Raw genomic sequence first — 26,992 nt, forward strand, 5'->3', positions numbered from 1 at the left:
ACAAACGTAGGGTCAGGACGGCGCATCCTGCCACAGGCGGTGGTGGCGGTTGCATGACGATCAGGCAAGACGGGCCTGCAGCGCGGCGGCGTTCGGCACCGCGTGACCCGCCGCGGTGTTGTCGAAGATCACCCAGGCATCCGCCGGCCCGGCGCGCACCGCCTCCGCAATCGCATCCAGGGCCGCGGGGGGATAGTCGCTGTAGTAGATCTTCGGCGCCCCATGCCAGCGCCAGTAGGCGAATGCATCCGCGCCGCCTGGTCGGGCATCGCCGCTGTGTCGCGGCGGATCCGCCGCCACCCGTGCCACGCCGTGGCGGGCGAGCAGCGCGTCGGCGGCGGGCGTGAGCCAACTCGCGTGTCGCGCCTCGCACGCCGTGCGGCCCGGCCAGCGCCGCCCCAGCATTGCGAAGAACGTGGCCGCCGTGCGGGCATCGAAGGCGAGGCTGGGCGGCAGTTGCACCAGCACGCACCCCAGGCGTTTGCCGAGGGCGCCAGCGGCATCGAAGAACGTATCGAGGGCGGGGCCGCAGCGCAGCAGCCTTGCATCGTGGGTGATCGCGCGCGGCAGTTTCACCGAGAACCGGAAGCCTGTGGGCACGCTGTCGGCCCAGCGCGCATAGGTGCTGGCCCGATGCGGCCGGTAGAACGACGAGTTGATCTCGACCGCATCGAAACGGGTTGCATACCGGGCCAGCATGCTGTCGCCCGATCCCAGCAGCGCCGCGTCGCGTGAGGCGATCGACCACCCCGCGCAGCCGATGCGTCGCACGGCGGTCAGCGATTGGGGCTGGGATAGGGCGTCTGCTGGAGCAGACGCGCCAGATGCACGGCATTCGACGCGGCGGTCCGGATGTTGCCGGCCACTGTCTCGGGCACGCGGTCGAGATCCTTATAGTCGACGCCGCCCATCGCCTCGCCCACCCAGTAGGGGTGGCCGCCTGCCGGAATCGTGAATCCCACATCGATCAGGCCCTGCTGGAGCTGGGCATGGACATGGTGGGCGCCATCCTCGTTGCCGACCACGGCCACGACGGCCACCTTGCCGAAGGTCGGATAACAGCCGTCGTCGCCGATTTCGCCGAGCACCGCGTCCAGGCGTTCGAGCACACGCTGCGCCACGCTCGATGGGTGACCCAGCCAGATGGGCGTGGCGAGCACGAAAAGCTGCGCGTCCATGATGCGCTGCCGAAGTGCGGGCCACTGGTCGTCGCCGCCTTCGTCCGCGGTGACCCCAGGCCTGACGTCGTGATCGACCACGCGCGCGCTGTCGGTCGTCGCACCGTGGCCGGCCATCGCAGACAGGACCTGATCGAGCAGCGTCTGCGTGGACGAAGGCGCGCCGCCCGCTTTCAGGGTGCAGTTGAGGCCGAATGCGTTCAGAGTCATGGCAGGACAGGTCAGTGACGGACGCATACGGTCCGCCGGGACACGTCCAGCGCCTGTCATTTCCACGCGTTCATCCGCATATCGCCTGCTGAACACTGCGGCGCCCGCAACACTGCAAGTGCAGCCTTGGCGCTGACGCCGATGCTGCAATGCACAATAATGCACGCCCCGTTCCGGAAACCGGCCATGGCCATCGCACCGGCGCTTCCCGATCGCCGCACCCGCACCCTGATCTTGTTCGCGCTGGCGATGGGCGGGTTCGCGATCGGCACCAGCGAATTCGCGATGATGGGCTTGATGCCGAATCTGACGCGCGGTTTCGGCGTGGACGAGCCCGCAGTCGGTCATCTGATCAGCAGCTACGCGATCGGCGTCGTCGTCGGCGCACCACTGCTCGCGATCCTCGGCGCGCGTCTACCGCGTCGGCGCCTGCTGCTGGCGCTGATGGGCTTCTATGCGCTCGGCAACCTCGCGACTGCGCTGGCCCCCAACTACGCCACGATGCTGGTCGCGCGCTTCGTCGCCGGCCTGCCGCATGGCGCCTACTTCGGCGTCGCGATGCTCGTGGCCGCGTCGGTGAGCCCGCCCGCGCAACGCGGCAAGGCCGTCAGCCGGGTGCTGCTGGGCTTGTCGATCGCGATCCTCGTCGGCAACCCGATGGCGACCTGGCTGGGCCAGCAACTGAGCTGGCGCTGGACGTTTGCGCTGGTGTCGGTGCTGTCGCTCCTGACCGTCGTGCTGGTCGCGCGCCTGCTCGCACCCGATCCGGCGGAAGCGCCGCAGACACCGATGCGCGAACTGCGCGCGTTCAACACCTCCCAGGTCTGGTATGCATTGCTGATCGGCGCGGTGGGTTTCGCCGGCATGTTCTGTGTCTTCAGTTATCTGGCCCCGACGCTGATCAACGTCACCCGCGTGGCCGAATCCTGGATCCCGGTGGCGCTGGCGGCGTTCGGCGTCGGCGCGATCCTCGGCAACATCGCCGGTGGCTGGCTGGTCGATCGCCTGCAGTTCCGCGCGGTCCCGGTGATCCTCGGCTGGTCGCTGCTGGTGCTGCTGCTGTTTCCGCTCGCGACCGCGGCGCCGTGGTCGATCCTGCCGGCGATCGTCGCGGTCGGCACGATGGGCGCGCTCGCGCCGGTGCTGCAGACGCGCCTGATGGATGTCGCCGGCGATGCGCAGACGCTCGCCGCCGCGTCCAACCATGCGGCGTTCAATACCGCGAACGCACTCGGCCCATGGCTGGGCGGCATCGCGATCAGCGCCGGACTGGGCTGGACTTCGACCGGTTATGTCGGCGCCGCGACCGCCGCCGCCGGTCTGATGATCTACGCATGGGCGCGTCGCGCCGAACGTCGCCGTCGATGCGCGGCACCGTCGGCCTGTTGACGCGCGAACGCGACACCTTCACGTCGGTCCATCGCCGCGCTGTCGACACTGCGCGCTGATTCCTGACGGGAGTGCGACATGGCCACACGCAGCAGCAAGGGCGCGAAGGACGCGCAGACGATCGCGAAACTGATCGAGGACATCGACATCACGATGTTCACCACCGTGGGCCCGGGCGGCTATCTGGTCAGCCGGCCGCTGTCGACGCAGAAGGCGCAGTTCGACGGTGAGCGGGTGTGGTTCTTCGTCGCATCCGACAGCCCCAAGGTCGCCGAGATCGCGCGCAATTCCAAGGTCAACCTCGCGTACGCGTCCAAGGGCCGCAACACCTACGTGTCGATCACCGGCGATGCCTACGTCAACGAGGATCCGGCGAAGATCGAAGCGTTCTGGAACGATGCGCTCAAGGCCTATTTTCCGCGCGGCGTCAACGATCCCAAACTCACCCTGATCGAAGTGCAGGCGCATACCGCCGAATACTGGGACGGCCCGGGCTCGCTGATCGGCAAGGCCATCGCGTTCGCGGTCGCGCGCGTGACCAAGCGCGAAGAAGTCATGGGCGAGAACCGCATCGTCAAGCTGCGCGGCCCGAACAAGACCTCGAAGCTGCCGCCCTCGCACGCCGATGCACGTGGCGGTGCGAAGAAAGCCGCGAAGAAGACGACGAAGAAGACAGTCGGCAAGACCGCAACGCCGAAGCCGGCTGCAAAGAAGGCCACAGCTGCGAAGAAGGCCGCGACCCAGCGCACCGCGAAGACGGGCAAGCGCGCAGTGAAGAAGACCGACGCGCGAAGCTGAGTCGCAGACCCGCTCCGATCGCGATCCGGTATGCCGCGGCCCTGTCGCCGCGGCACACTACGCCGCCCGATCTTCGAGTCCTGTCATGGCCGCGCACGAACACGAATTCGATCCTGACGACAACTTTTCCTTCGGCGCACCCGAGCGCGACGACGGCGAAGACGAAGCGCATGACGGCGATCTGGAAGCGATCGCGTGGCAGTGGCTGCTGCGCGTCAATCCGGGTGATGAAGACGCCGCGACCCAGCAGTTCCAGGCCTTCCGCGAGACGCTGGGCGACGACGATGCACAGGACGCCGTGCAGGCCGCGCTCGAGTCGGCGACCGACTGGCGCGCGAGTTTCCGCGTGCCCGAGGACGAGCGCGCGACCCTGATCGACGCAATCGACACGCTGGCCGAGCGCTTCCGCGTCGAACTCGACTGGGGCGTCGAAGACCCGACCGACGAAGTCGCACTGGCCGGCGCGTCTACCCACGCCCTGCTCGACACCGCCTACGACCAGCTGCGCGTGGCCGGTTACACGCTGTGGACCTGGGATACGGGCGACGACACCGTCGCCGGTGTCATGGCCCCGCGCGACGATGACGAAGGCATGCGTGTCATCGGCCACGCACTCGGACTGGACGTGCGTCCCGGCGCTGGCTGAACAAATGGCTGAACGCGCGGCTTGAACACGCCGTTCGCGGATTCCCTGCTACGGTGCGGCTGTCCGTCGCCGCATGGGAGGGTGCCATGGACAGCCGAACTGTCTACACCACGTGGGGCTGCGCCTTGTCGCTGGCCGCCGCATGCATGGCACCGGTCTGGGCCACGAGCCCCGATGCGAGTGCCGAACCGCCGCGTGCGGTGCTCGATGGAGATCAACGGGCCGCCTGGCTGGAGCCGATCCCCACCGACCGTCCGATCCGTCGCATGTCGGCGCTGAAGACCGAATACCGCCGTATCCGCGAACTCCGCCGCGAACAGATGCAGCCGGAGTACGAACGTCGCCTGGCGATGTCGGGCGAAGAGGCGGCGGAAGCGTGGCGGGAAGAGACGCTGAAGAACGTCGCGCGCCGCGACCTGCGCGATCTGCGGGCGCGGCTGGAACGCTGAAGCCTCCAGCGTCTCGAGCGCGTCCGGCCACGGATGGCCTTCGCATCACCAGGCGGTCAGCGCTGGATGTCGGGCGCCGCGTCCGTGGCACCGGATTGCGCCACCGCCGCATTCGCATCCGCGTGATCCTTCGCGTCGGCATCGAGGCCGGCGTCGGCATCGTTTTCGCCGGGTGACAGCGCCAGTTCGACGAGGATCGGAAAGTGGTCCGAGCCGATGTCCGGCAGGCGCTGCATGCCGACCAGGGTGAAGTGGCGGCTGTGGAACAGGTGATCCAGCGGCCAGCGCAGGCCCGGCAGCTTCGCGTGGAAGGTGTTGTACATGCCGCGGCCGATGCGCGGATCGAGCAGGCCGCTGAGCTTGCGGAACAGGCGCGTCGTGCGTGACCACGCCACGTCGTTGAGATCGCCGGCGACGATCACCGGCAACGTGGCGTCGTGCGCGGCGCGGCCGACGATCACGAGTTCCGCATCCCGATCCACCGAACTGTCGGATTCGGTCGGGCTCGGCGGCCGTGGATGCAGCGCATGCAGCGTGATACGACGGCCTCCATCGAGTTCCAGCGTGGCGTGGATCGACGGAATGTCGTCCTCGACCAGATAGCGGATCTCGGCGTCATGCAGCGGCAGCCGCGAGTACACGTGCATGCCGTAGAGATTGTCGAGCGGGCAGCGCATCACGTGCGGCAGCGCGTCCGTCAGCACATCGAGTCGACTTTCCCACCATGCATCGGTCTCGACCGCGATCAGCACGTCCGGCCGCTGCGCGCGCACCAAGGCAATCAGAGGATCCGCATTGCGGTTGGTCATCAGCACGTTGCTGGCCATCAGCCGGATCCGGGTCTGCGCGTCCGCCGGCGCATCCTCGACTTCGACGGGCGCCATGCGTGTATACGGAATGACCCACCACGCCTGCCACAGCATGCAGGCCGCATTGATGATGACGATGGCAGTCGTCCAGGAATCGTCGATTGGATGGAAGACGAGCTGCAGCACCAGGATCGCCGCCGAAAGCAGCAGCAATTGCAGGCGTGGAAAATCGAAGCCGCGGATCCACCACAGGCCGCTGCGGATGGTGGGCATCAGGGTCGCGACAACCAGCAACGCGGTGACTGCGGCGAACGTGAGGGTCAGCATCGTGGATGTGGCGTCGGCGGGAGCCGCACTATGAACACGCGCGCGCCGCAATCGTGTGAACCCGGGACGCGGCGTTGCACTGTGGCCGCTGGCTGCCTCTGCTGGTGGCTGCGACCATAGGCCCCCGCCATCCGCAGCCGTCGGTACCCACTGGCGGCAGTCTCCGCATGTCCCTGCGCTCGCGAATCGATCCTTTCACACTGTTGCTGCTGGCCACTGTCGCGCTGGCGTCGCTGGTGCCGGTGCAGGGCCGCGCCGCGGCGGTCATGGATGTGGTGACGAATGGCGCCATCGCGGCGTTGTTCTTTCTGCACGGCGCGCGCCTGTCGCGCGCTGCGATTGTGGCCGGCGCGCTGCACTGGCGGCTGCATCTGACGATTCTCGCGTGCACGTTCGCGCTGTTTCCGCTGATCGGCCTGCTGGGCAAGCCGCTGTCGGGCTGGCTGCTGACGCCCGAGCTCTACGTCGGCGTGCTGTTCTTGTGCGCGCTGCCGTCGACGGTGCAGTCGTCCATCGCGTTCACCTCGATGGCCGGCGGCAATGTGCCCGCTGCAGTCTGCAGCGCATCGCTGTCGAGCCTGCTCGGCGTAGCACTGACGCCGCTGCTGATGGCATTGCTGGTCGGCAGCTCGGACGGGGTGATGACACATCCGCTCACCGCGGTCGGCAAGATCATGCTGCTCCTGCTGTTGCCGTTCGTGGCCGGGCATCTGCTGCGGCCGCTCGTCGGCGGCTGGGTGGAGCGCCGGCGGGCGGTGCTGCGCTGGACTGACCAGGGCACGATCCTGCTGGTGGTCTACACCGCTTTCAGCGCGTCGGTGATCGAAGGTCTGTGGCGCGAGACGCCGGTGTGGACGCTGCTCGCGGTCGCCGCGGTGTGCGCCGTGCTGCTCGGGATTGCGATGCCGCTGATCGCATGGATCGCGCGACGCCTCGGATTCGATCGGGCCGACGAGATCGCGATCGTCTTCTGCGGCTCGAAGAAGAGTCTCGCAACCGGCCTGCCGATGGCCAAGCTCATGTTCGCCAGTGGCGGGCTGGGCGCGATCGTGCTGCCGATCATGATCTACCACCAGATCCAGCTGATCGTCTGCGCGGTGGTCGCGCGGCGCTACGCTGAAGGCGCACCAGCGGTCGCTGATAAGCGATGAGCTGAAGCCTTCGCGCACTGCGCTCGAAGCCCTCCCCCGGCTGCGGGGGAGGGTTGGGTGGGGGCGAACCACCCGATCGAGCAAGCATTGGGCGCGTGCGTCGAGCTTCGTGTCTGACGGTGCGTCCGCCTGGACGTACGGTTGCCCCATCCCGGTCTTCCACCCGTAGAGGGCGCAATGCCCCGCGCGCGGGGAAGGAGCGGCGCTACCGAATGCGTCTGTATTCGGCGTGTTTCTGCATTCAGCGGTTCAGGGCGCCCATGCCCGCGGCCGGGTAGCGCGTGCCCGATGCCGCGTCGGGCGGGAAGATCGCATCGATGCGCGCGAGGTCGTCCTCGGTCAGATGGATATCGAGCGCGGCGATGTTCTCGTCGAGGAAGCCGATGCGCTTGGTGCCCGGAATCGGCACCAGATCGTCGCCCTGCGACAGCACCCAGGCGAGCGCGAGCTGGCCCGGCGTGACACCGTAGTCCTGCGCGATCGCCTGTACCGATTCGACCAGCGCCAGATTGCGGTCGAAGTTCTCGCCCTGGAAGCGCGGCGAATGGCGACGGTAGTCGTCCTCGTCGAAATCCTCGATGTTGCGGATCGTGCCGGTCAGAAACCCACGGCCGAGTGGCGAATACGGCACGAAGCCGACGCCGAGTTCGCGACAGGCGGTGAGCGTGCCGTTGGTCTCGGGATCGCGCGACCACAGCGAGTACTCGCTCTGCAACGCCGCGATCGCGTGCACCTTGGCCGCGCGTCGCAGCGTGTCGGCCGAGGCTTCCGACAGGCCCAGATGCCGCACCTTGCCCTGTTCCACCAGCCGCGCCATCGCGCCGACGGTGTCCTCGATCGGCACTTCAGGATCGACGCGATGCTGGTAGTACAGATCGATCGTTTCGATGTTGAGCCGCTTGAGGCTGGCCTCGCAGGCCTGCTGCACGTATTCGGGCCTGCCGTTGATGCCGCGTGCGTGCGGGTTGGACGGATCGAGCTGGATGCCGAACTTCGTCGCGATGAACACATCGTCGCGGCGACCGTCGATCGCGCGCCCCACCAGCGTTTCGTTGGTGTGCGGGCCGTACATGTCGGCGGTGTCGAGCAGGGTGATGCCCTGGTCGAGCGCGTGTTTGATCACGGCAATCGCGTCGGCATCGCTGCCGCGGCCGCCGTAGAACGCGCTCATGCCCATGCAGCCGAGTCCGATCGCCGAGACGGTGGGGCCGCCGAGGCCGAGGGTGCGGGTCTTCATCGCGGGTCTCCGTCGTGAATGCGAGGGCTCACTGTGCACGGCCCGATGGCAAGCCGGTGTCGAGGTCGGGGTCGACAGTCGTCTCCGAGTCTGCTTCAGCACCGGGCGACTGCGTGCTCCCGTGGGCCACCGGCGCGACCGCATGCGTGGCGGCGCGTCGCGCGTCGCCGTCGGTGACCTCGTTGCGCACGCGCGGCAAGGCCTGCGGATGATGCGCGTCGAGGAAGGCCAGCATGCCTTCGCGTACCGCGCAGCGCAGGTCGAACAGCTCACCGGAATTGCGCGCGCTGACCAGCAGGCGCACTTCGATCGTGTGCTTGTCGGTCTCGGTGATCTGGGTCACGCAGACGCGGCGGTCCCAGCGTGGATCAGCCTCGCAGATCCGCTGCAGTTCTTCGCGGATCGCCGGGATCGGCGCGCGGTGGTCCAGCCACAGGAACACCGTGCCGAGCAGCTGCGCGCTGGTACGGGTCCAGTTCTGGAAGGGGTTCGAAATGAACCACTGCAGCGGCACCACCAGGCGCCGTTCGTCCCAGATGCGCACCACGACGTAGGTCGAGGTGATCTCCTCGATGCGGCCCCATTCGCCTTCGACGATCACCACGTCGTCGAGCCGGATCGGCTGCGCCAGCGCGATCTGCAGGCCGGCGATCAGGTTGCCGAACACCGGCTGCGCAGCGACGCCGGCGATCAGACCGATGATGCCGGCTGAGGCCAGCAAACCTGCACCGATCTGGCGCACCTGCGGGAATGTCATCAGCGCCAATGCCACGCCGACCAGGATCACGCCGGCCTGGATCACGCGGCTGATCACCCGTGCCTGGGTCTGGATGCGGCGCGCGGCGAGGTTGTCCTCCACGTCCACCGGATGCTCGAGCAGGATGCGTGCCTCGACCGCGCCGACCGCACGCGCGACCAGCCAGGTCAGGCACAACATGCCGCCGATCGCGATCCAGTGGCGCAACTGGCCGAGCAGGTCCGGATCGATCGGCGTGGCGTTGAGCGCCAGCGACAGGAACAACAGCGGAAGCGCCACCGCCGCGGGCACCGCGACCACCTGCGCGATCTGCGCACGCATCTGCTCGCGGGCACGGCGGCTGGCGGCGCGGGCGAGTGCACGCAGGCTCCAATGCACGGCAATGCCGAGGATCAGCGCAGCCAGCAACGGCCACGCGATGGCAGCGAGATGGGTCCATTCAGAGCGCATGGCAGTCTCGTCGACGGCGGATCAGTGTGCGACCGGACCGGTCCACACACTGTTAATCCGCGCGGCGCAGCGTGTGTATGTAGGAGCGCGCTTGCGCGCGATGGGTGTTCCAACACAGCCGAATCGCGCGCAAGCGCGCTCCTGCATCCCCGGCGGTGCCTATAGGCGGCTCTTACAAAACGTTCAGCGCAGCCAGGCTGCGGCGAGTGCGATGCAGACCAGGGCGATCGCGGCAATCACGCCGGCGCGGCGCAGGTGGCGGTGCATCATCGGGTCGAGTCTCCGCGTGCGCTCATACGAGATTGAACCGTTCCGAGTACAGCCGGTCCGACGGCACGCCGCGTGCGACGAGTTCGGGTTCGACCGCGTTCGCCAGCGCGTCCGGGCCGCAGACATAGACCGGCAGCGCGGCGAGGTTGGCAGGCAACCGCCGGTCAATGAGGTCGCCATCGACATGCCCGGTTTCGCCGTTCCAGCCATCGGGCGCATCCTCGAGCACGTGGATCACGGTCAGCTGCAGTTCTTCTGCAAGCGCGGTCAGCTCGTCGCGATACAGCACCGCATCCCAATCCGGATTGCCGTAGACCAGCCACAGCGGCGCGGTCGCGCCCCGATCGCGCGCGGTGCGCAACATGCTCATGATCGGGGTGATCCCGACACCGCCTGCGATGAAGACCGCGCCATCCGGACAATGCGTCGGCAGATACACGAACTCGCCATACGGTCCTTCGACGAAGGCCCGCGTGCCCGGCAACAACGTGCCCACGCGCTGGGTGAAATCACCGAGCGGCTTGATCGTGAATTCGAGCGTCGTGTCGTCGGCGCTGGAACTGATCGAGAACGGATGCTGCTGCAGCCGCCATGGCGTGTCGCCGATCGTGATCCACGCGTACTGGCCCGGGCGGAAGTCCAGCCCGTCGTGCCCAGCCGGCAGCAGACGCAGCATGTGGCTGCCGTCGCGCGCGGTCCCGACCGACTGCACCGTCCAAGGACGCCGCGCGAGGCGCCGCGGACGCAGCACGCGCTGCTCGAGCACCGCGTAGATTGAGGCGCCGACGGCCAACACCAGCGCGGCCTTCTTCCACAGTGGCGCGGTGTAGTGGTCGACCATCAACGCATGGCCCAGGCCGATCGCGACGACCATCAATGCGAGCAGGCCATGCAGTGCTCGCCAGTGTTCGTACTGCAGGCCGAACGACAGCCGCCACAACGAGGTCATGGCCAGCCACGTCACCGCGACTAGCGCGCCCCACAGCGGTGTTGCGCGCACCCAGTCCTCGCGTGGATCCAGATAGTCGAGGAACCGCGCATCGCCGAGGAACATCGTCAGCGGATGCGCCAGCACCAGCACCCAGCCGAGCAGGCCGGTCTGGCGATGGAACTGCAGCACGTCGTCCTGGCCGAGGCCCTTGGCGAACCAGCGCTGGCGGCCCGAAGTCAGGGCCTGCGCCGACAGCACGCCCAGCCCCAGCAGGCCGAGCATGGCGCCGGTTTCGACAACGCGGTCGCGTACTTCCGGGGGATTGCCCGACAGCGCGATCGCCATCGGCAGCAAGGCCAGCGCCATCCACGCGAGCAGCCACAGCAGCAGGCGGCGCCAGCGTGTGTTCATGCCGCAGGGCCATCTGCCGCGCCGTGCTGCACATCGCGCAGAAGTGCGATGACGAGGCACATGCCGACGACCAGGTACGGCAGGCCGCTCGGCACCCACATCAGCAGACCCGCGAGCTGCTGGTCGCGCAGCGCATCGAGGCCGGCCAGCAGCGCGCGATCGGTGTAGGCCGGATACAGCAGCCGCGGCGAGAACGTCAGCATCGCGCCGAGAAATCCCATCAGCATCATCGCCGTGACCAGCGCGACGAACCCGCCGGCCGCGCCGCCGTCGCGCGTGCGCAGCCGATGCAGCACCGCGCTCCAGAACCACAGGCCGGCCAGCAGCGCGCTCGCGAGCATCGCCCGGTGCAGCGATTCGCTGGCCAGCGTCGCCGCGGTCGCGGCCGGCAGATGCCACAGCCACATCGTCGTGACATGCACGAGCGTCGCGGCGCCGAGCTGGCGGTCTGCACACCTGCCGGCCGGCGCGAGCACGCGGGCCAGCGTTGAGGCGACCGCCGACGGCAGCGCATGGGACGCCACCGCCCAGGGCCGCGCGATCAGTAGCAGCGGCGGTGCCCAGGCGAGCAGGGTCATGTGCTGGGCGACATGCGCCGACAGCGCATAGGCCGCATACGTGTCCAGCGGCCAGACCAAGGCGAGCGCCAGCGCGATCATGCCGGCCGCGAATGCGAGCGGCCGCCACCCCGGGTGCGCGGCGCCAGAAGCGGTGTGGCCCATGCGGACCCAGCCTGCGATGTACAGCATCACCCCGCATGTCATCGGCAGCAGGGACCACATCGACAGCGTCCAGGCAGCGCCGAGGGGCGGCGCCGGCCCCTCCGGCATCGCCGCCCCCGCCGTCGATGCGGCCAGCAGGCACACCGGGCCGGCGATGCCGGGGAGGAGGAAGGCGGCACGGGACATGCGGTCGACCCTAGCAGCCGGCGGCGGGACATCGCGTCGACGTGCAGGCAACGCCACACGGACTTGATGCGGACGCGCGTACGCTGCGCGATTCGAAGATTGGTGGAGCGCCGGTGTACTTCTGGCTCAAGATCCTGCACATCCTGGCAATGACGATCTGGTTCGCCGGCTTGTTCTTCCTGCCGCGACTGTTCGTCGCGCACCACCGCAAGGAAATCGATTCGGATCCGACGTACTGGAATCCGGTCACCAATACCCTGTTCTTCCGGATCATGACCCCGGCCGCGTTGGTGACGATCGCGATCGGCGGCATCCTGATCGCTTGGAATCCCAGTGGTGCGTGGCTGGTGCTCAAGCTCGTGGTCGTCGCCGGCGCGGTGCTGCTGCATCTGTACATGGGCCTGCTGCTCTACGAACTTGGCCACGACCGCTGCCGGCATGGGCCGACGTTCTTCCGGGTGATCGGATGGATCCCGCTGCTGTTGTTGCTGCTGATCGCCGGGCTGACGGGCGCAAAGCCGCAGACGCTGGGGGATCTGCCGGCGCCGCCATCGCGCAATGTGGATGTGGAGGATGTGGTGCCTGGGCTGGAGGATGGCGCCGCGAGGCCGTAGCGAATTGTTTTTTTGCTTTTGCTTTCCTGTTGCTCCGCTCCTATCGAAGCGTCACGCAATGGCTTAGCTAGAAGACCCGCAGGGCGCCGCACATGGATGTGCGGCGTTTTCCGACCGAGCCAGGATGCCGAGTCGGAAAATCCCGGTGCGCATGACGCCGCGGGCTTCGGACGTGTCGGGGAGACGTTTTTCTTTGGTTCCGTTTCTTTTGGCGTCCACCAAAAAAATGAACTCGGCCGCGTCAGCGGACGAAAGCGTTTGACGCAGTCGTTCGCTTGTTCGCCGACGGCGCCAAGCAGGATCAAACGCTTCCACTCACCTTGCGGCGAGCGGGTTCATTTCTTTTGCTGGCCCCACGCACGCAGTGCGAACGGCGCAGCCGACCTGAAGGGCGAGCATCGAAGATGCGAGTCAAAGAAACGGAACCAAAGAAAAGGGCCAGCCCCGACGGAGCTCACCCGGCGTGTCACTCGTTCAGGGATTTTTCGACTCGCCATCCTGGCTCGGTCGAAAAACGCCGCACATCCATGTGCGGCGCCCGATGGGTCTGCGCACATGGGCGATGTCGTTACGGACTTCAAACGTGAAAGCAAACCAGAAGCAAAGGCGAACGGCGAACCCTACTCCGCCGGTGGCTTCTCCACCGCATCGCGCCCACTCGCAGCCTCGGTTTCCCCGTCCCCATACACACCCACGCCATGGCGGAAGCTCAGCGTGCCGCCGAGCCAGCCGGCCACGCCCACCAGTACCGCCATCGTCGCCGATGACAGCAGGCCCCATGGCCACACGGCTTCGGCATGGCCGGGCAGCCGCAACCAGACGCCGAGCGCGGCCATCGCCAGCACCATCACCGCGACGATGAAGTGGTTCCAGGCCGAGACGTGCCGGCGCACCACGCGGATCGACATCATGTCGATCGTGCCGACGATGCCGGCGAGCACGCCGAAGCCGAGCCCCCCGACGTTGAGCCAGAACGAGAGTTCGGCCCAGAACACAGCACCGAGCCATAGAAAGAGCACGTCGGAGATCACGACCATCGACAGGAACGCGATGGGGAAGGTCACCAGCATCGGGTGGATGGGGTGCTTGGCGATCGCCAGCACGCTCTCCACGGTGTGGCTTTTGGTGTCGGGAACCGGCTGTTTGAGATCGTCGCGCATGGATGTCTGGCGCCTCAGGCGCAGGTCGGGAGCATCGCCAGCGGCGAAGCGGTGAACACGACGCCGAGCGCGGACACTGCCGCGCCAAGCAGGCTCAATGCCACCAGGAAAGAGCGTCGTTCGTGATCGGCGCGGCCTGTCTCGTCACTCGCCTGCAAGGCGCGACGGATGTGCCAGGCACGCCGGGCTTCGAACGCGATCGCGGCGAGCACGAGCGCTGTCAGCGCCCACAGCACCCAGGTCATGAGTTCGAGACCGCCCACGCGCTCACGCCACAGCTGCTGCGCGCAGGCCAGGCCCTGCAGGCTGTAGAGGGCGACGAAGTGCAACGCCCACAGCGCGTAGGGCACGCTCATGCGGGTCAGGGTCATGCGCGGTGGCCGGTTCATACCCACCTCGGGAACAGGTGCAGCACCGCCCAGGTGATCACGCCGATGCCGACGGTATAGCGCCAGAAGCCGGCGGCGATCCGCGACTCGAGGCTGCGGACCGCGTCGACATAACCATGATGGATGCGCAGCGCGGTGAAGCCGCCGATCAGCAGTGCCACGCACACATGCACCGCGTGGAAACCTGCCAGCGTCCACGCCACCGACGCATAGGCATGCACCTGCGGCGCGCCGACCGCGGTCCACATCGCCGGCAGATGCACCGCGAGGAACGCGGCGCCGCCGACGAGCGCCACGCCCTGCCACACGATCGCCGTGCGCAGCCGGCCGGCCGCCAGCGCTGCAGGCCCACGCCAGGCCGCGATCAGCGGCAGCGCTAGCAGGGACAGCGCGGTCAGGGCCGGCGTCCACGCCATCACCGTCGCACCGCCCGCCGGCCAGGCCGGCGCGTTGAGCCATAGATAGAAATAGGCGAACACCAGGGAGGCGAACAGCGAGCCGTCGATCAGCAACGTGCCGACCAGCGCCCACCAGCCCGGCGCATTGCGCGCGGACGCCTGTGTGGGCAGGCGCAGGCCCGGCGCGATTTCGATCTCGGTCGGCGCATGGCGGTCACCGGTGGTCCAGGCCCAATGCAGGAACAGGCCGATCAGTGGCACCAGCATCAGGATCGACAGCCAGTACTGCGAGCTGATGAAGCCGGCCAGCAGCACGGCGATCGTGGCCGCGGCCAGGATCGGCAGCCAGGTGGAGTTGGAGATACGGATCACCTGCTCCGGGCGGCCGGATTGGATGCCGGTACCGAGCAGTTCGCGGCGGTCGTCGTGGGCTTCGCCCAGCAGGCCATCGGTGCGCCGTGTGGCCTCGACCACCTCCGGGTTGTCCCACAGCGGATAACGGCTCTCGATCTGTGGGACCGAAGCGAAGTTGTAGGTCGGTACCGGCGTCGGCACCGCCCACTCCAGCGTGCCGGCCTGCCACGGATTCTCGACGCCGCGGCGGCCGAGCAGGAAACACAGCGCCACGTCGATCAGGATCGCGATCACGCCGACGGCCATCACGAACCCGGCCGCAGTCGACAGCAGGTTGAGCCAGTGCACGCCGAGTTCCATCGCATAGGTGTCTACCCGGCGCGGCATGCCGCCCATGCCGGTCACGTGCATCGGCAGGAACGCGAGGTTGAAGCCGATGAACACCAGCCAGAATCCGCTGCGGCTCAGCGATTCGCTCGGCATCCGACCACTGGCCAGCGGCAGCCAGTAATACAGGCCGGCGAACAGCGGGAACATCAGCCCGCCGATCAGCACGTAGTGCAGGTGGGCGACGACGAAGTGGGTGTCGTGCACCTGCCAGTTGAACGGCACAAAGGCCAGCATCACCCCGGTCAGGCCGCCGCAGATGAACACCACGAAGAAACCGATGATGTAGAGCATCGGCACGCGCAGCCACGGCTTGCCGGCCCACAGCGTGGCCAGCCACGCGAAGATCTGGATGCCGGTCGGGATCGCCACCATCATGCTGGCGGCGCTGAAGAACGCCAGCGCCAGCAAGGGAATGCCGACCGCGAACATGTGATGCACCCACAGCCCGAAGCTGAGGAAGCCCGTCGCCACCAGCGCGAGCACGATCCAGGTGTAGCCGATCATCGGACGGCGCGCGAACGTCGACACCACCATCGAGACCACGCCGGCGGCGGGCAGGAAGATGATGTAGACCTCGGGATGGCCGAACAGCCAGAACAGGTGCTGCCACAGCAGCGGATCGCCGCCGCGGGCGACCTCGAAAAATGCGAAATCGAATGCGCGCTGGATCTCGAGCAGGATGCTGGCCAGGATCAGCGGCGGGAAGCCGAAAGCGATCATGAAGGCGGTGACCAGCATCGCCCAGACGAACAGCGGCATCCGTCGCAGGTCCATGCCCGGCGCGCGGGTGATCAGCACCGCGGTGATCATTTCCACCGACGCGACCACGGCCGCGATCTCGGCGAAGGTCACGCCGATCAGCCAGAAGTCCGCGCCCTTGCCCGGCGAATAGGTCGAGTCGCTCAACGGCGTGTACATGAACCAGCCGGTGTCGGGCACGCTGCCGAAGATGAAACTCGAATACAGGAACAGGCCGCCGAACAGGTAACACCAATAGCCGAATGCCGACAGGCGCGGGAACGGCAGGTCACGCGCGCCGATCATCTTCGGCACCAGATACATGCCGAAGCCGCCCATGATCGGCACCGCGAACAGGAACATCATCGTCGTGCCGTGCATGGTCACGAACTGCGCGTAACGCTGCGGATCCAGCACCTCGAGGCCCGGCCAGGCCAGCTGCAGGCGCATGAACATCGACAGCAGGCCACCGACCAGCAGGAAGGCGAAACCGGTGACGATGAAGCGCATCGACACCGTGGAGTGGTTGACCGCGGTCAGCTGGCCGACGATGCCCGGGCCATTGGCCCACACACGTGTCAGTCGTGCGAGGCGGTCGGCATGGCGCAGGTGATCGCCGGGCGTGGGAATCGTGTGGTCGGGTGTTGCGGGGCTCACAGCACATCCTCCGAAGCACCATGGCGCGGCGGCGCGCGGCCGGCGGGCGCATGCGCAGATGGCGGCTCGTCGGCGGGCCGCGCATCACGCTCGGCGAGCCAACCGGGCAGCGCCGCAGGATTGATCACGCGAACAGGGAAGAGCATGCGCGCATGTTCCAGCCCGCAGAACTCGGCGCACTGGCCGCGCATCGGCGTGTCGCGGTCGGCGCGCAGCCGCAGCGTGTTGACCCGCCCGGGAATCGCGTCGACCTTGCCGCCCAGCCGCGGAATCCAGAAGCTGTGGATCACGTCTTCGCTGGTGATGCGGAACTCGATCATCTGGCCCAGCGGCATCGCCAGTTCGTCGATGCTCTCGCCGATCACTTGGTCGTTGCCGTCGCGATAGCGGAAGTGCCATTGCCACTGGCGCGCGGTGACTTCGATCACCGCATCGGGTTCACTGCCCACGCCGGTCACGCGCGCGCTGGTCAGCGTGCCGTAGATCAGTAGGGCCGCGACGACGACCAGCGGCAGTGCCACGCCGCCCCACAGGATCAGGCGCTCGGGACGTCGCGGCCCCGCGCCCGCATCGCGCCGGCGCAGGGTGTGCCACAGCAACAGCAGCACACCCACCCAGACCACGGTGAACAGGCCCGTCATCAACCAGCTTCCGCGGGCGATCTCGGCGGCGGCGGGACCCGCGGGATCGAGCATGGATTGCGGACCGGCGCAGGCGCTGGCCAGCATCGCAAACGATGCGGCGGCAAGCAGGGCGCCGGAGCGTCGGCAATCTCGGATCGGCATGTCGATGGTGCGGCCCCAGTGTCCACGTACATGGGCAGCCGGTCGGCCAACCCTCGAAGTACGCTACCGATCGGTGCGGCCACGTTCTGTGAATGCGACGGCACGACGCGGGCCTCGCGCCGCACTCACAGCGCGGATCAGCATGTCCGGCAGTCTCATGGCCTGAGACGATTGACGGGCACAGTACGCGCGTGAACCTGACAGACAAGCTCGCGATCCTCGCCGATGCCGCCAAGTACGACGCCTCTTGCGCGTCGAGCGGCGCGAACAAACGCGATTCGTCGAAGACCGGCGGCATCGGCAGCACCGAAGGCATGGGCATCTGCCACTCCTACACGCCGGACGGCCGTTGCGTGTCGCTGTTGAAGATCCTGCTGACCAACTTCTGCATCTTCGACTGCGCCTATTGCGTCAACCGCGTGTCGAGCAACGTGCGCCGCGCGCGCTTCACGCCCGAGGAGGTCGTGACGCTGACGCTGGATTTCTACAAGCGCAATTACATCGAAGGATTGTTTCTCTCCAGCGGCATCATCCGCAGCGGCGACTACACGATGGAGCAGATGGTCGAAGTCGCGCGCAGCCTGCGCGAAGACCACCGCTTCGCCGGCTACATCCATCTCAAGACGATTCCAGATGCCGCGCCCGAGTTGCTGGCCGCGGCCGGCCGCTACGCCGATCGCCTGAGCATCAACATCGAACTGCCCACCGAGGCCGGCATGTCGGCGCTGGCGCCTGAGAAGACCCACGCCGGCATCCACGGCGCGATGGGCGAGCTCAAGTGGCGTATCGACGAGGACAAGGATGCGCGCCGGGTGAAACGGCAGGGCGTCACCGTGCGCCGCGCCAAGGCGCCGCGTTTCGCGCCGGCCGGGCAGAGCACGCAGATGATCGTCGGCGCCGACGATGCCGACGACCGCAGCATTCTGGAGACCAGCAACCGGATGTACGGCACCTACCGCATGCGGCGGGTGTACTACTCGGCCTTCAGTCCGATTCCCGATGCTTCGAAGAACCTGCCGCTGCAGTCGCCGCCGCTGCTGCGCGAGCATCGTCTCTACCAGGCCGACTGGCTGCTGCGTTTCTACGGATTCGATGTCGACGAGATTACGCCCGACGCGGCGAACGCGGAGGACGTGGACGCCCAGGCACCGGGCATGCTCGATCTCGACGTCGATCCCAAGCTCGCCTGGGCGCTGCGCAACCCGACGCGTTTCCCGGTCGACATCAACCGCGCGCCGCGGGAGATGCTGCTGCGCGTGCCGGGCCTGGGCACGCGCAATGTCGAGCGCATCATTTCCGCGCGCCCGCACGGCGCGCTGCGCCTCGACGATCTCGCCCGTCTGCGCGTGCCGCTGAAGAAGATCATGCCGTTCGTGATCACGCCCGGCCATCACCCACGCCAGCGGCTCGACGATCCCGCACGCCTGCGCAATGAACTCGCCCCGCAGCCGCGGCAGGCGAGCCTGTTCTGATGACAGAGCGGCTTTGTGTAGGAGCGCGCTTGCGCGCGACGGAGCGTTTCTGGTGATGCCGCATCGCGCGCAAGCGCGCTCCTACACGTACGCGGTGCCGATGACGTGCCCGGCATGAATCGCCACACCGTCGACCCGCTGGTCGCCGCCCACGTCGAACCGCCTTGGGACCCCGCCGTCTGGCGCGCCGCCGCGCGTGCCGCGTTGCGCGCCGGTGTCGCGCCGGAGCGTATCGACTGGAACGGCGGCATGCAGGGCTCGCTGCTCGGTGGCAGCGATCTCGCCTTGCTGCCGGCGCAGCGTCCCGCGCCCCGCGTGCCGGCGGAGTTCCTGGCCCTAGCCGGTGCCGTGCTCTGCAATCGCGCCGAAGACCGCCACGGCTTGCTCTACCGGATACTCTGGCGCATCGCCGAAGGCGAGCGCGCGCTGCTGCAGCGCGCGTCCGATCCCGACGTGCACCGCGCCAACACAATGGCGCAGGCGGTGCGCCGCGACAGCCACAAGATGAAGGCCTTCGTGCGCTTCCGCGAAGTGCCCGGCGACAAGGAGCACTACATCGCCTGGTTCGAGCCCGATCATCACATCGTCGACCGCGTCGCGCCGTTCTTCGCGCGCCGTTTCGCCGGTATGCGCTGGGCGATCGTGACGCCGTACCGCACCGCGACGTGGGACGGCGAGGCGCTGGCGTTCGCCGATGGCGGCGCGCGCACCGATGCGCCCACCGAAGACGCGCGCGAGGATCTCTGGCGCACCTATTACGCGAACATCTTCAATCCGGCGCGGCTCAACACCACGATGATGCGCGCCGAGATGCCGCAGAAATACTGGAAGCATCTGCCGGAGGCGGCGCTGCTGCCCGACCTTGTTCGCGACGCCGGCCTGCGCGTGCGCGAGATGGCCGAGCGCGAACATCAAGCGCCGCGTCGCCGCATTCCCGCAGCGCCGACGCCCGCGCCTGTGGTGGCCGGCACGCTCGAAGCGCTGCGCGACTCCGCGCGCGATTGCCGGCGGTGCCCGTTGTGGCAACCGGCGACGCAGATCGTATTCGGCGAAGGACCTTCGACCGCGCGCACGATGATCGTCGGCGAGCAGCCAGGCGACGAGGAAGATCTGTCCGGACGCCCGTTCGTCGGCCCCGCGGGGCGCCTGTTTTCGCGCGCGCTGGATGAGCTCGGCATCGATCGCGAGACGCTGTACCTGACCAATGCGGTCAAGCATTTCCGCTTCGAGCCGCGCGGCAAGCGTCGCCTGCACAAGCGGCCGGACGTGGCGCACATCGAGGCCTGCAACGGTTGGCTGCGCGCGGAGATCGCGCAGGTGCGGCCCGAGCGCATCGTCTGCCTCGGCGCCAGTGCCGCGCGTGCGGTATTCGGCCCTGGTGTGCGTCTAACCGAAGAACGCGGCATCTGGCGCACGCGCGAAGACGGCGTGCGCGCGTTCGCCACCGTGCACCCCTCGTGGGTGCTACGGCAGGGCGAACCCGCCGCCCAGGACGCGGCCTACGTTGGGTTCGTCGACGATCTGCGCCGCTTGGTCGAGGCCTGACACCTTGTATGCGCCGCGTGGCTGAACGGGGCGCGTCGGCGTTCACTTCTACTTCGCGGCAGGCGACCAAGACTCGCCGCACACCCATGCGAGGAGTTTCCCGATGAAGCAGTCGACTGCTGTCCGTGGCCTGGTTCTGGCCCTGTCCCTGGCTGCCGGCGCCGCCGTCGCGCAGGACGCTATGACCAGCACCCAGGTGCGCGCCGCGCTGACCGAGGGCGGGTACACCGAGATCACCGATGTCGAGTTCAAGGACGGCATCTGGAAGGCCGACGTCAAGGATGCCAACGGCAGCAAGATCGATGTGCGCCTGGATCCGGCGACCGGCCGCATCTATCCGGAGAATGCCGGTGCGACCAGCCTCGGCGAAGCGGATATCCGCGCCAAGCTGACGGCGGCGGGTTATACCCGCATCGATGACGTCAAGTTCGATGACGGCATGTGGGAGGCCGAGGCCGACAACGCCCAGGGCGTGCGCATGGATCTCAAGCTCGATCCGGAAGACGGCCGCGTCGTCAGCGAATCGCGCGACTGATCGATCTTGCGTCGCAATAACCGAACGCCCGGCTCCGGCCGGGCGTTCTGCTGTCTGGAACCTGCTGGCGGCGTGTCAGTCGCGCGCGTGATCCGGAATCGGCACGTCGTGCGGCATCTGGTCGCGCACGCAGTTCGCGGCGTCCTTGGGCGCGTCCGCATTTGTGTCCACGCAGCGCGCGGCGATCATCGCCCAGCGCGAGACCGCATCTCCGCGCGCCGACAGCGCATCTGTTTCGACCATCCAGCGCGCGATGTCGACCAGCTGTGCGCGCTCGTCGAGCGAGGACACCGCATCGATCGCCGCGGTGCTGACGATGAAGCTGTGGGCGAAAGCCGCGGTCGTACGCTCGGTCGACGCGTCCGGCGCCGCAATGCCACCCGGCGCCTCGAGCAACGCATGCAGGCGGATCGCCTCGCGTGCCTTGAGGTCGCCGGCCGAGCCGATGCTCATGCGCAGCAGCACGGTCGCGCCGAGCGCGCCGATGAAGATGCCGATCATCAATACGAACACCGCGCCGACCAGCAGCGGGCCGCGCGAACGCGGTGCATCGATGTCGTCATGGGGAATCTGGTTCACGCGAACACTCCGTCGCCGACCGGTTGCCGGCGGCGGCATAGGCTAGCGCAGCGCGGTCGCGATGCGGCGCCCGAGGGTGCGACCGATCAGCGCAGCCAGCCCGCGAGTTCTTCGCGGCTCAGGCGGCCGTCGCGGTTGCTGTCGATCGCGTTGAACTCGGCGTCGAGCGCTGGGTGCGCCTTGGCCTCGGCGCGGCTGATGTAGCCGTCGCCGTCGGTGTCGAGCGCGGTGAAATCGATGCGGTACTGGTCGGAGAGGGCCGAGCGCGGCTCGAAGGAGCGGATGATGACCTGCGGGCCGTCGTCGCGATCCATCGTGACCACGCCGGTCTGGCGGCCGGACTGCGAGGACAGCTCGGGCGGCGCGTCGACCTGCTGCAGCGGGGAAGTGGTGACCTGGGCGAGGGCCGGCGACAGCGCGGCGGCGAGTACGAGCAGGCCGGTGGCCGTGGATGTACGGATCATGGAAGCCCCTGTGATGTGTCCTGATGCAACAGGTTCGCAACGCGTGGCCGCATGCCGCATGAACGCGTCGCGCTGGTCTCAGCGGTGGCGCAGACGCAGCAGCACGGTCTGGATCGCCAGCAGCGCGCCGATGCCGAGCGCCACCCAGGCGGAGGTCACCGCGCCGGCCAGCGGCCACTCGGTCTGCTTGAACCACACCGCGAACAAGCCCCACAGCGCGATCGCCAAGTAGGCGATGTTGCCGCGCATGCGCCAGTTGAGCACCAGCAGCACGACCGCCGAGATCGCCCACAGCGCGAGACTCCAGCCGAGCATGCAGCTGGTCGACAGCAGCTGGTAGGCGACGATCGTCTGCGCGACATTGAGGAACGCTGCCAGCGACAACCAGCCGGCATGGACCGACAGTGCCAGCCACGCCAGCCGGTAGCGCTTCGCGTTGACGGGGCGCGACAGCTGCACCGCGCACCAGGCCAGCGCCATCAACGCGCCGAAGATCACCACGACGCAGGCCCAGAACAGACCGGCCGAGAACAGCGGCATCCAGATCGCGGTGAGAAAGAAGCCGAGCGCGGCTGCGGGCGCGATGCGGCCCAGCAGCGGGTCGCTGCGCCGCGTGCCGGTCGCCTGCCAGAGGGCGTAGAGCAGATCCAGCAGGAAGATCAGCCCCCAGACCGAGAATGCATAGCCGGCGGCGACCAGCAGGGTGGGATAGCGATTGGAGATCGTGCCCTGGTCGGGGCCGAACGCGCCGGTCTGCGACAGCCAGGCGACGACCGGCATCGCGATGGCGCAGAGCAGGACGAGCAGTCGCATGTCGGTGTCTTCCGGCGGGGAACCGGCGCGGATGCTCGCACCGGGGGCGTGAGGGTGTCGTGGGAGGTCCCCGCAAGCCCCTCTCCCGCTGGGGTGAGGCGGCACGCTTGCGAGCCACTGGCTCGCGTGTCTACGAACCCCCTCGTGCTGGCGCGAGGGCCGGGGCGCGGAGCGGGAGTTGGGTGAGGGTGCTTTTGGCGGGGCGCGATCAGCGTGCGCAAATCGAGCGCGCACCGCGTTGGTCAGCAGCGCGTCTGCAATCTTCAGGATCAAATCCGCCGAGACCTGCAAGCGATGCTTCGCCAACACGTGCCGCGAACGTCATTCCCTCACCCCACCACCTGCTTTGCAGGTGGTCCTCCCCTCTCCCAACGAGAGAGGCGGGAAGGGATTTACATGCCGCTATGCCGCAATAGCGCCGCGATATCCGGATCGCGGCCGCGGAACGCGCGGAAGTTCTCGATCGCATCGCGGCTGCCGCCGCGCGACAGCACCTCGTCGCGGAAGCGGCGGCCGGTCTCCGAAAGCGAGTCGGGCATTTCTTCGAACGCGCCGTAGGCGTCGGCGCTGAGCACTTCAGCCCACTTGTAGCTGTAGTAGCCGGCCGCATAGCCGCCGGCGAAGATGTGGCTGAACTGGTTGGGGAAGCGGTGCCAGTCGGGAATGCGGGTCACCGCGACTTCATCACGTACGCGCGCGAGCAGGGCCTGCACCTCGTCCCGGCTGGCGTCGAAGTCCGAATGCAGCAGCATGTCGAACAGGGAAAACTCGATCTGCCGCAGTGTCTGCAGGCCGCTCTGGAAATTGCGCGCGGCGAGCATGCGGTCGAAGAGTTCGCGTGGCAGCGGCTCGCCGGTGTCGACATGCGCGGTCATCGCCTGTACGCGCTCCCATTCCCAGCAGAAGTTCTCCATGAACTGGCTCGGCAGTTCCACCGCGTCCCATTCCACGCCGTTGATGCCGGCGATCGGCAAGGTGTCGACCTGGGTCAGCAACTGGTGCAGGCCGTGGCCCATCTCGTGGAACAGCGTGGTGACTTCGCCATGGGTGAACGTGGCCGGGCGGCCGCCGGTGCCGCGGCCGAAATTGCAGACCAGATAGACCAGCGGCGTCTGCACGCCGTCAGCGGTCGCGCGGCGGTTGCGGCAATCGTCCATCCACGCGCCGCCGCGCTTGCCTTCGCGGGCGTAGAGATCGAGATAGAACTGCCCGACCAGCGCGCCGTCGGCATCGGTCAGGCGGTAGAAGCGCGCGTCCTCGTGCCACACCGGGGCCGTGTCGGGTTCGACACGCAGGCCGTACAGCGACTGGATGACGTCGAACAGCCCGGCCAGCACGCGGTCTTCGATGAAGTAGCGCTTCACTGCCTGTGCCGAGTAGTCGTAACGCGCTTGGCGCAGGCGATCGCTGGCGAAGGACATGTCCCAGGGTTCGAGCGTGGGGATGCCGAGCTGCTCGCGCGCGAATGTCGCCAGCGCTTCGCGATCCTCTTCGGCATGCGGGCGCGCACGCGCGGCGAGATCGCGCAGGAACGCCAGCACCGCATCGGGCGCGGTGGCCATCTTGGTCGCGAGCGAGAGTTCGGCGTAGTTCGCGTGGCCCAGCAGGCGCGCTTTTTCCTCGCGCAAAGCGAGGATGCGGGCGATCAGCGGTCCGTTGTCGAGCTCTTGAGGACCGGACTCGGACGCGCGCAGGCCGTAGGCACGATAGAAGCGCTCGCGCAGCGCCCGGTTGGTCGCGTAGGTCTGGATCGGCAGATAGCACGGCATCTGCAGGGTGAGCTTCCAGCCAGGCCGCTCGTCGCGTTCGGCCGCCGCGCGCGCGGCTGCCAGGGTTTCTTCGGGTAGCCCGTCGAGTTCGGCCAGGTCCTCCACGTACACCGCGAACGCGTCCGTCGCATCCAGCACATGCTCGGAGAACTCGGATGACAGCTTCGCCAGTACCTGCTGGATCTCCGAAAACCGCGCGCGCTCGGCATCCGCCAGTGCGGCGCCGCCGAGCCGGAAATCGCGCAATGCGTGGGCGAGCACGCGGCGCTGCAGCGCGTCCAGCCCCAGCGCATCGGCCTGGTCGGACAGTGCCTGGTAGGCGGCGAACAGCGCCTGGTCTTGCCCGAGGGCGCTGAAGAAGCCGGTGACCTTCGGCAGCGCCGCGTTGTAGGCCTCGCGCATCGCCGGCGTGTTGACCACCGCGTTGAGGTGACCCACCTGATTCCACGCCCGGGCCAGGCGCTCGGTCGCATCTTCCAGCGGCGCCAACACGCTGCGCCAAGTCACGGGCTGCGCCCGGCCCGCCAGCGCCAGGGCGGCCTCCGCCTCCGCAACCAGGGCATCGATCGCAGGCTGCACATGGGTCGGTTCGATCTCGTCGAAGCGCGGCAGGCCGGATTGATCGAGCAGCGGGTTGTCCATCGTGCGAGCCATCCAGCGGAGAAGGGAAGCCGATTCTAGGCGCGGGCGTATGCATGGCCCGTGTGCGGGCGCACTGTGGCGCGGCTTCGGCGCTATCGTGGCGGTCTCGTCTTTCCGCCGTGCCCGCGCCGCATGCATTCGATCGAAGTCGTCCTGGTGATGCTGCTGGCCGTGGTCGCCAGCGGCTATCTGACCCGGGTGCTGCCGCGCTGGCTGCCACTGCCCCTGCCGCTGGTGCAGATTGCGCTGGGGGCGACGATCGCCGGGGTGTTCGGCCAGGGCGTGACCCTCGATCCGCACCTGTTCTTCGTGTTGTTCCTGCCGCCGCTGCTGTTCCTCGACGGCTGGCGCATTCCCAAAAGTGGCCTGTTCCGCGATCGCGGGCTAATCCTGCAGCTGGCGTTGGGACTGGTGGTGTTCACGGTGATCGGTGCGGGCCTGCTGATCCACTGGATGATCCCGGTGATGCCGCTGGCGGTCGCATTCGCGCTCGCCGCGATCCTGTCGCCGACCGATCCGGTGGCAGTGTCGTCGATCGCCGCGCGCGCGCCGATTCCCAAGCGGGTCATGCACATCCTCGAAGGCGAATCGTTGCTCAACGACGCGTCCGGTCTTGTGTGTTTCCGCTTCGCGGTGGCCGCGGCGCTGACCGGCACATTTTCTCTGGTGTCGGCCTCGCTGACCTTACCTGTGGCTGGCGCTGGCGGGCATCGCGGTCGGCGCGCTGCTCACGATCGGCGTCAACCGCGGCCACGCGCTGGTTTCGCGCGTGTTCGGCGAGGAGGCCGGCACGCCGATCCTGATCAGCCTGCTGACCCCGTTCGGCGCCTATCTGCTGGCCGAGCAGATCGGCGCCTCGGGCATCCTTGCCGCGGTCGCGGCCGGCGTGACGATGAGCTACGTCGAACTCAGCGGCCGTGCGCTGGCGACCACGCGCGTGCAGCGCGCCGCGGTCTGGGACACGGTGCAGTTTTCGCTCAACGGCATCATCTTCGTGCTGCTGGGCGAGCAGTTGCCGTGGATCGTCGAGCGCGCGGTGCAATCGGTGCGCGAGGCCGGGCATGTCGATCCGTGGTGGCTGGCGGTGTTCGTCTTCGTGATCTACGGCGGCCTGTTCGCGCTGCGCTTCGCCTGGGTCTGGGTGTCGCTGCGGATCGGGCTGTATCGCAGCGGCCGCCATGACACCCGACCGCGCCTGCGTCTGGTGGCCGCGATGTCGCTGGCCGGCGTGCGCGGCGCGATCACGTTGGCCGGTGTGCTGACGCTCCCGCTCGTGCTCCATGACGGCACCCCGTTCCCCACCCGGGACCTGGCGATCTTTCTCGCCGCCGCGGTGATCATCCTCTCGCTGCTGCTCGGCAGTTTCGTGCTGCCGCGCCTGCTGCGCGGCCTGGAAGTGCCCGAGGCAGACGAGGATGACCGCGAACTCGACCGGGCGCGTCACGAGGCGGCGGTCGCGGCGGTGGCCGCGGTGGAGCGTGCCCAGCACGGCCTGCCGGCCGCACAGGCCAACCCCGATCTCTATGCCAGCGCCGCGGTCCGGGTCATGGCCCTGTACGAGGAGCGCCTGCGCCGCGAGGGCACGCTGGGCGTGGAGGCCGCCGAACTGCGCCGCGCCGACGAAGCCGAGCGCGCGCTGCGCCTGGCCGGTGTGCATGCCGAGCGCGAACGGATCTATGCACTCGCGCGGCACCGGGAAATTTCAGACGAAGTTGCCCGCAAGCTGGTACGCGACCTGGATCTGATGGAGGCGCGGTACCGGTAGGT

The 26,992-nt window shown here is 68.0% G+C and carries 23 protein-coding genes and 2 pseudogenes; 10 read left to right on the forward strand and 15 right to left on the reverse strand.

The window, feature by feature from the left end; translation table 11 throughout:
* Positions 1–60: 60 nt before the first annotated feature.
* Together J2X52_RS11125 and J2X52_RS11130 are read right to left on the reverse strand one after the other, a co-directional pair.
* On the reverse strand, positions 61–771 hold the full coding sequence (locus J2X52_RS11125) for a DUF72 domain-containing protein (RefSeq protein WP_310153015.1): 711 nt from the start codon (positions 769–771) through the stop codon (positions 61–63).
* A 5-nt stretch (positions 772–776) separates the two neighbouring features.
* A complete protein-coding gene (locus tag J2X52_RS11130) occupies positions 777–1,388 on the reverse strand; it encodes an NAD(P)H-dependent oxidoreductase (protein ID WP_310153018.1) in 612 nt (203 codons plus the stop codon).
* Between the two features lie 186 nt (positions 1,389–1,574).
* Here J2X52_RS11130 and J2X52_RS11135 point away from each other — a divergent pair, with 186 nt between their 5' ends.
* From J2X52_RS11135 to J2X52_RS11150, 4 genes and pseudogenes are all read left to right on the forward strand, one after another.
* Complete coding sequence (locus J2X52_RS11135; RefSeq protein WP_310153020.1) at positions 1,575–2,777, forward strand: MFS transporter; 1,203 nt, start codon at positions 1,575–1,577, stop codon at positions 2,775–2,777.
* 78 nt (positions 2,778–2,855) lie between these two features.
* A pseudogene (locus J2X52_RS11140) lies at positions 2,856–3,362 on the forward strand (pyridoxamine 5'-phosphate oxidase family protein); the annotation flags it as partial.
* A 298-nt stretch (positions 3,363–3,660) separates the two neighbouring features.
* A complete protein-coding gene (locus tag J2X52_RS11145) occupies positions 3,661–4,221 on the forward strand; it encodes a hypothetical protein (RefSeq protein WP_310153023.1) in 561 nt (186 codons plus the stop codon).
* 86 nt (positions 4,222–4,307) lie between these two features.
* On the forward strand, positions 4,308–4,670 hold the full coding sequence (locus J2X52_RS11150) for a hypothetical protein (RefSeq protein WP_310153025.1): 363 nt from the start codon (positions 4,308–4,310) through the stop codon (positions 4,668–4,670).
* A 56-nt stretch (positions 4,671–4,726) separates the two neighbouring features.
* Here the strand turns inward: J2X52_RS11150 and J2X52_RS11155 are convergent, their stop codons facing one another.
* Positions 4,727–5,806, reverse strand: a complete 1,080-nt coding sequence (locus J2X52_RS11155; RefSeq protein WP_310153028.1) for an endonuclease/exonuclease/phosphatase family protein — start codon at positions 5,804–5,806, stop codon at positions 4,727–4,729.
* 167 nt (positions 5,807–5,973) lie between these two features.
* Here J2X52_RS11155 and J2X52_RS11160 point away from each other — a divergent pair, with 167 nt between their 5' ends.
* Positions 5,974–6,957, forward strand: a complete 984-nt coding sequence (locus tag J2X52_RS11160) for a bile acid:sodium symporter family protein (protein ID WP_310153032.1) — start codon at positions 5,974–5,976, stop codon at positions 6,955–6,957.
* 241 nt (positions 6,958–7,198) lie between these two features.
* Here J2X52_RS11160 and J2X52_RS11165 read toward each other — a convergent pair whose 3' ends face one another.
* From J2X52_RS11165 to J2X52_RS11180, 4 genes are all read right to left on the reverse strand, one after another.
* Positions 7,199–8,194: an aldo/keto reductase gene (locus tag J2X52_RS11165; protein ID WP_310153035.1), complete on the reverse strand. Its 996-nt coding sequence runs from the start codon at positions 8,192–8,194 to the stop codon at positions 7,199–7,201.
* Between the two features lie 28 nt (positions 8,195–8,222).
* The gene (locus tag J2X52_RS11170) at positions 8,223–9,401 is read right to left on the reverse strand and encodes a mechanosensitive ion channel domain-containing protein (protein WP_310153038.1); all 1,179 of its coding nucleotides are present in this window, start codon (positions 9,399–9,401) and stop codon (positions 8,223–8,225) included.
* 292 nt (positions 9,402–9,693) lie between these two features.
* Positions 9,694–11,013, reverse strand: a complete 1,320-nt coding sequence (locus J2X52_RS11175; RefSeq protein WP_310153041.1) for a ferric reductase-like transmembrane domain-containing protein — start codon at positions 11,011–11,013, stop codon at positions 9,694–9,696.
* A complete protein-coding gene (locus tag J2X52_RS11180) occupies positions 11,010–11,921 on the reverse strand; it encodes a cytochrome c oxidase assembly protein (protein WP_310153044.1) in 912 nt (303 codons plus the stop codon). Before J2X52_RS11180 ends, J2X52_RS11175 begins: the two co-directional genes overlap by 4 nt.
* 113 nt (positions 11,922–12,034) lie before the next feature.
* Here J2X52_RS11180 and J2X52_RS11185 point away from each other — a divergent pair, with 113 nt between their 5' ends.
* Positions 12,035–12,535, forward strand: a complete 501-nt coding sequence (locus tag J2X52_RS11185) for a CopD family protein (protein ID WP_310153046.1) — start codon at positions 12,035–12,037, stop codon at positions 12,533–12,535.
* Between the two features lie 620 nt (positions 12,536–13,155).
* On the opposite strand, the gene J2X52_RS11190 is transcribed toward J2X52_RS11185, so the two are convergent.
* Genes J2X52_RS11190 through J2X52_RS11205 form a run of 4 tightly spaced genes read right to left on the reverse strand, consistent with a single transcriptional unit; the run spans position 13,156 to position 17,316 of the window.
* Positions 13,156–13,695: a DUF2231 domain-containing protein gene (locus J2X52_RS11190; protein ID WP_310153049.1), complete on the reverse strand. Its 540-nt coding sequence runs from the start codon at positions 13,693–13,695 to the stop codon at positions 13,156–13,158.
* Positions 13,696–13,709: 14 nt separating this feature from the next.
* Complete coding sequence (locus J2X52_RS11195; RefSeq protein ID WP_310153053.1) at positions 13,710–14,066, reverse strand: hypothetical protein; 357 nt, start codon at positions 14,064–14,066, stop codon at positions 13,710–13,712.
* 14 nt (positions 14,067–14,080) lie between these two features.
* Complete coding sequence (gene ctaD / locus J2X52_RS11200; protein ID WP_310153055.1) at positions 14,081–16,621, reverse strand: cytochrome c oxidase subunit I; 2,541 nt, start codon at positions 16,619–16,621, stop codon at positions 14,081–14,083.
* A complete protein-coding gene (locus J2X52_RS11205) occupies positions 16,618–17,316 on the reverse strand; it encodes a cytochrome c oxidase subunit II (RefSeq protein WP_310153058.1) in 699 nt (232 codons plus the stop codon). The genes ctaD and J2X52_RS11205 overlap by 4 nt, the downstream gene beginning before the upstream one ends.
* A gap of 281 nt (positions 17,317–17,597) precedes the next feature.
* On the opposite strand from J2X52_RS11205, the gene J2X52_RS11210 reads away from it, so the two are divergent.
* The 3 genes from J2X52_RS11210 to J2X52_RS11220 all read left to right on the forward strand — a co-directional run bounded on the left by J2X52_RS11210 (position 17,598) and on the right by J2X52_RS11220 (position 20,958).
* Entirely contained in the window at positions 17,598–18,878 is a 1,281-nt protein-coding gene (locus J2X52_RS11210) for a putative DNA modification/repair radical SAM protein (RefSeq protein WP_310153060.1), read from the forward strand.
* 138 nt (positions 18,879–19,016) lie between these two features.
* Positions 19,017–20,423: a UdgX family uracil-DNA binding protein gene (locus J2X52_RS11215; protein WP_310153343.1), complete on the forward strand. Its 1,407-nt coding sequence runs from the start codon at positions 19,017–19,019 to the stop codon at positions 20,421–20,423.
* A 103-nt stretch (positions 20,424–20,526) separates the two neighbouring features.
* Positions 20,527–20,958 carry a PepSY domain-containing protein gene (locus J2X52_RS11220; RefSeq protein WP_310153063.1) on the forward strand — a complete coding sequence of 144 codons (432 nt, stop codon included), beginning with the start codon at positions 20,527–20,529 and terminating at the stop codon, positions 20,956–20,958.
* A 75-nt stretch (positions 20,959–21,033) separates the two neighbouring features.
* Here J2X52_RS11220 and J2X52_RS11225 read toward each other — a convergent pair whose 3' ends face one another.
* The 4 genes from J2X52_RS11225 to J2X52_RS11240 form a co-directional block, all read right to left on the reverse strand.
* Positions 21,034–21,537 (reverse strand): hypothetical protein, encoded by a 504-nt coding sequence (locus J2X52_RS11225; protein ID WP_310153067.1) that lies wholly within the window; start codon positions 21,535–21,537, stop codon positions 21,034–21,036.
* 86 nt (positions 21,538–21,623) lie between these two features.
* The gene (locus J2X52_RS11230; RefSeq protein ID WP_310153070.1) at positions 21,624–22,001 is read right to left on the reverse strand and encodes an EF-hand domain-containing protein; all 378 of its coding nucleotides are present in this window, start codon (positions 21,999–22,001) and stop codon (positions 21,624–21,626) included.
* 78 nt (positions 22,002–22,079) lie between these two features.
* On the reverse strand, positions 22,080–22,814 hold the full coding sequence (locus tag J2X52_RS11235; protein ID WP_310153073.1) for a hypothetical protein: 735 nt from the start codon (positions 22,812–22,814) through the stop codon (positions 22,080–22,082).
* A 392-nt stretch (positions 22,815–23,206) separates the two neighbouring features.
* A complete protein-coding gene (locus J2X52_RS11240; RefSeq protein WP_310153075.1) occupies positions 23,207–25,225 on the reverse strand; it encodes a M3 family metallopeptidase in 2,019 nt (672 codons plus the stop codon).
* Between the two features lie 132 nt (positions 25,226–25,357).
* On the opposite strand from J2X52_RS11240, the pseudogene J2X52_RS11245 reads away from it, so the two are divergent.
* Positions 25,358–26,990 (forward strand): annotated as a pseudogene (locus tag J2X52_RS11245) (Na+/H+ antiporter).
* Positions 26,991–26,992 lie beyond the last annotated feature (2 nt).

It is taken from the genome of Luteimonas sp. 3794 (genome assembly GCF_031456825.1).
Classification (GTDB): domain Bacteria; phylum Pseudomonadota; class Gammaproteobacteria; order Xanthomonadales; family Xanthomonadaceae; genus Luteimonas.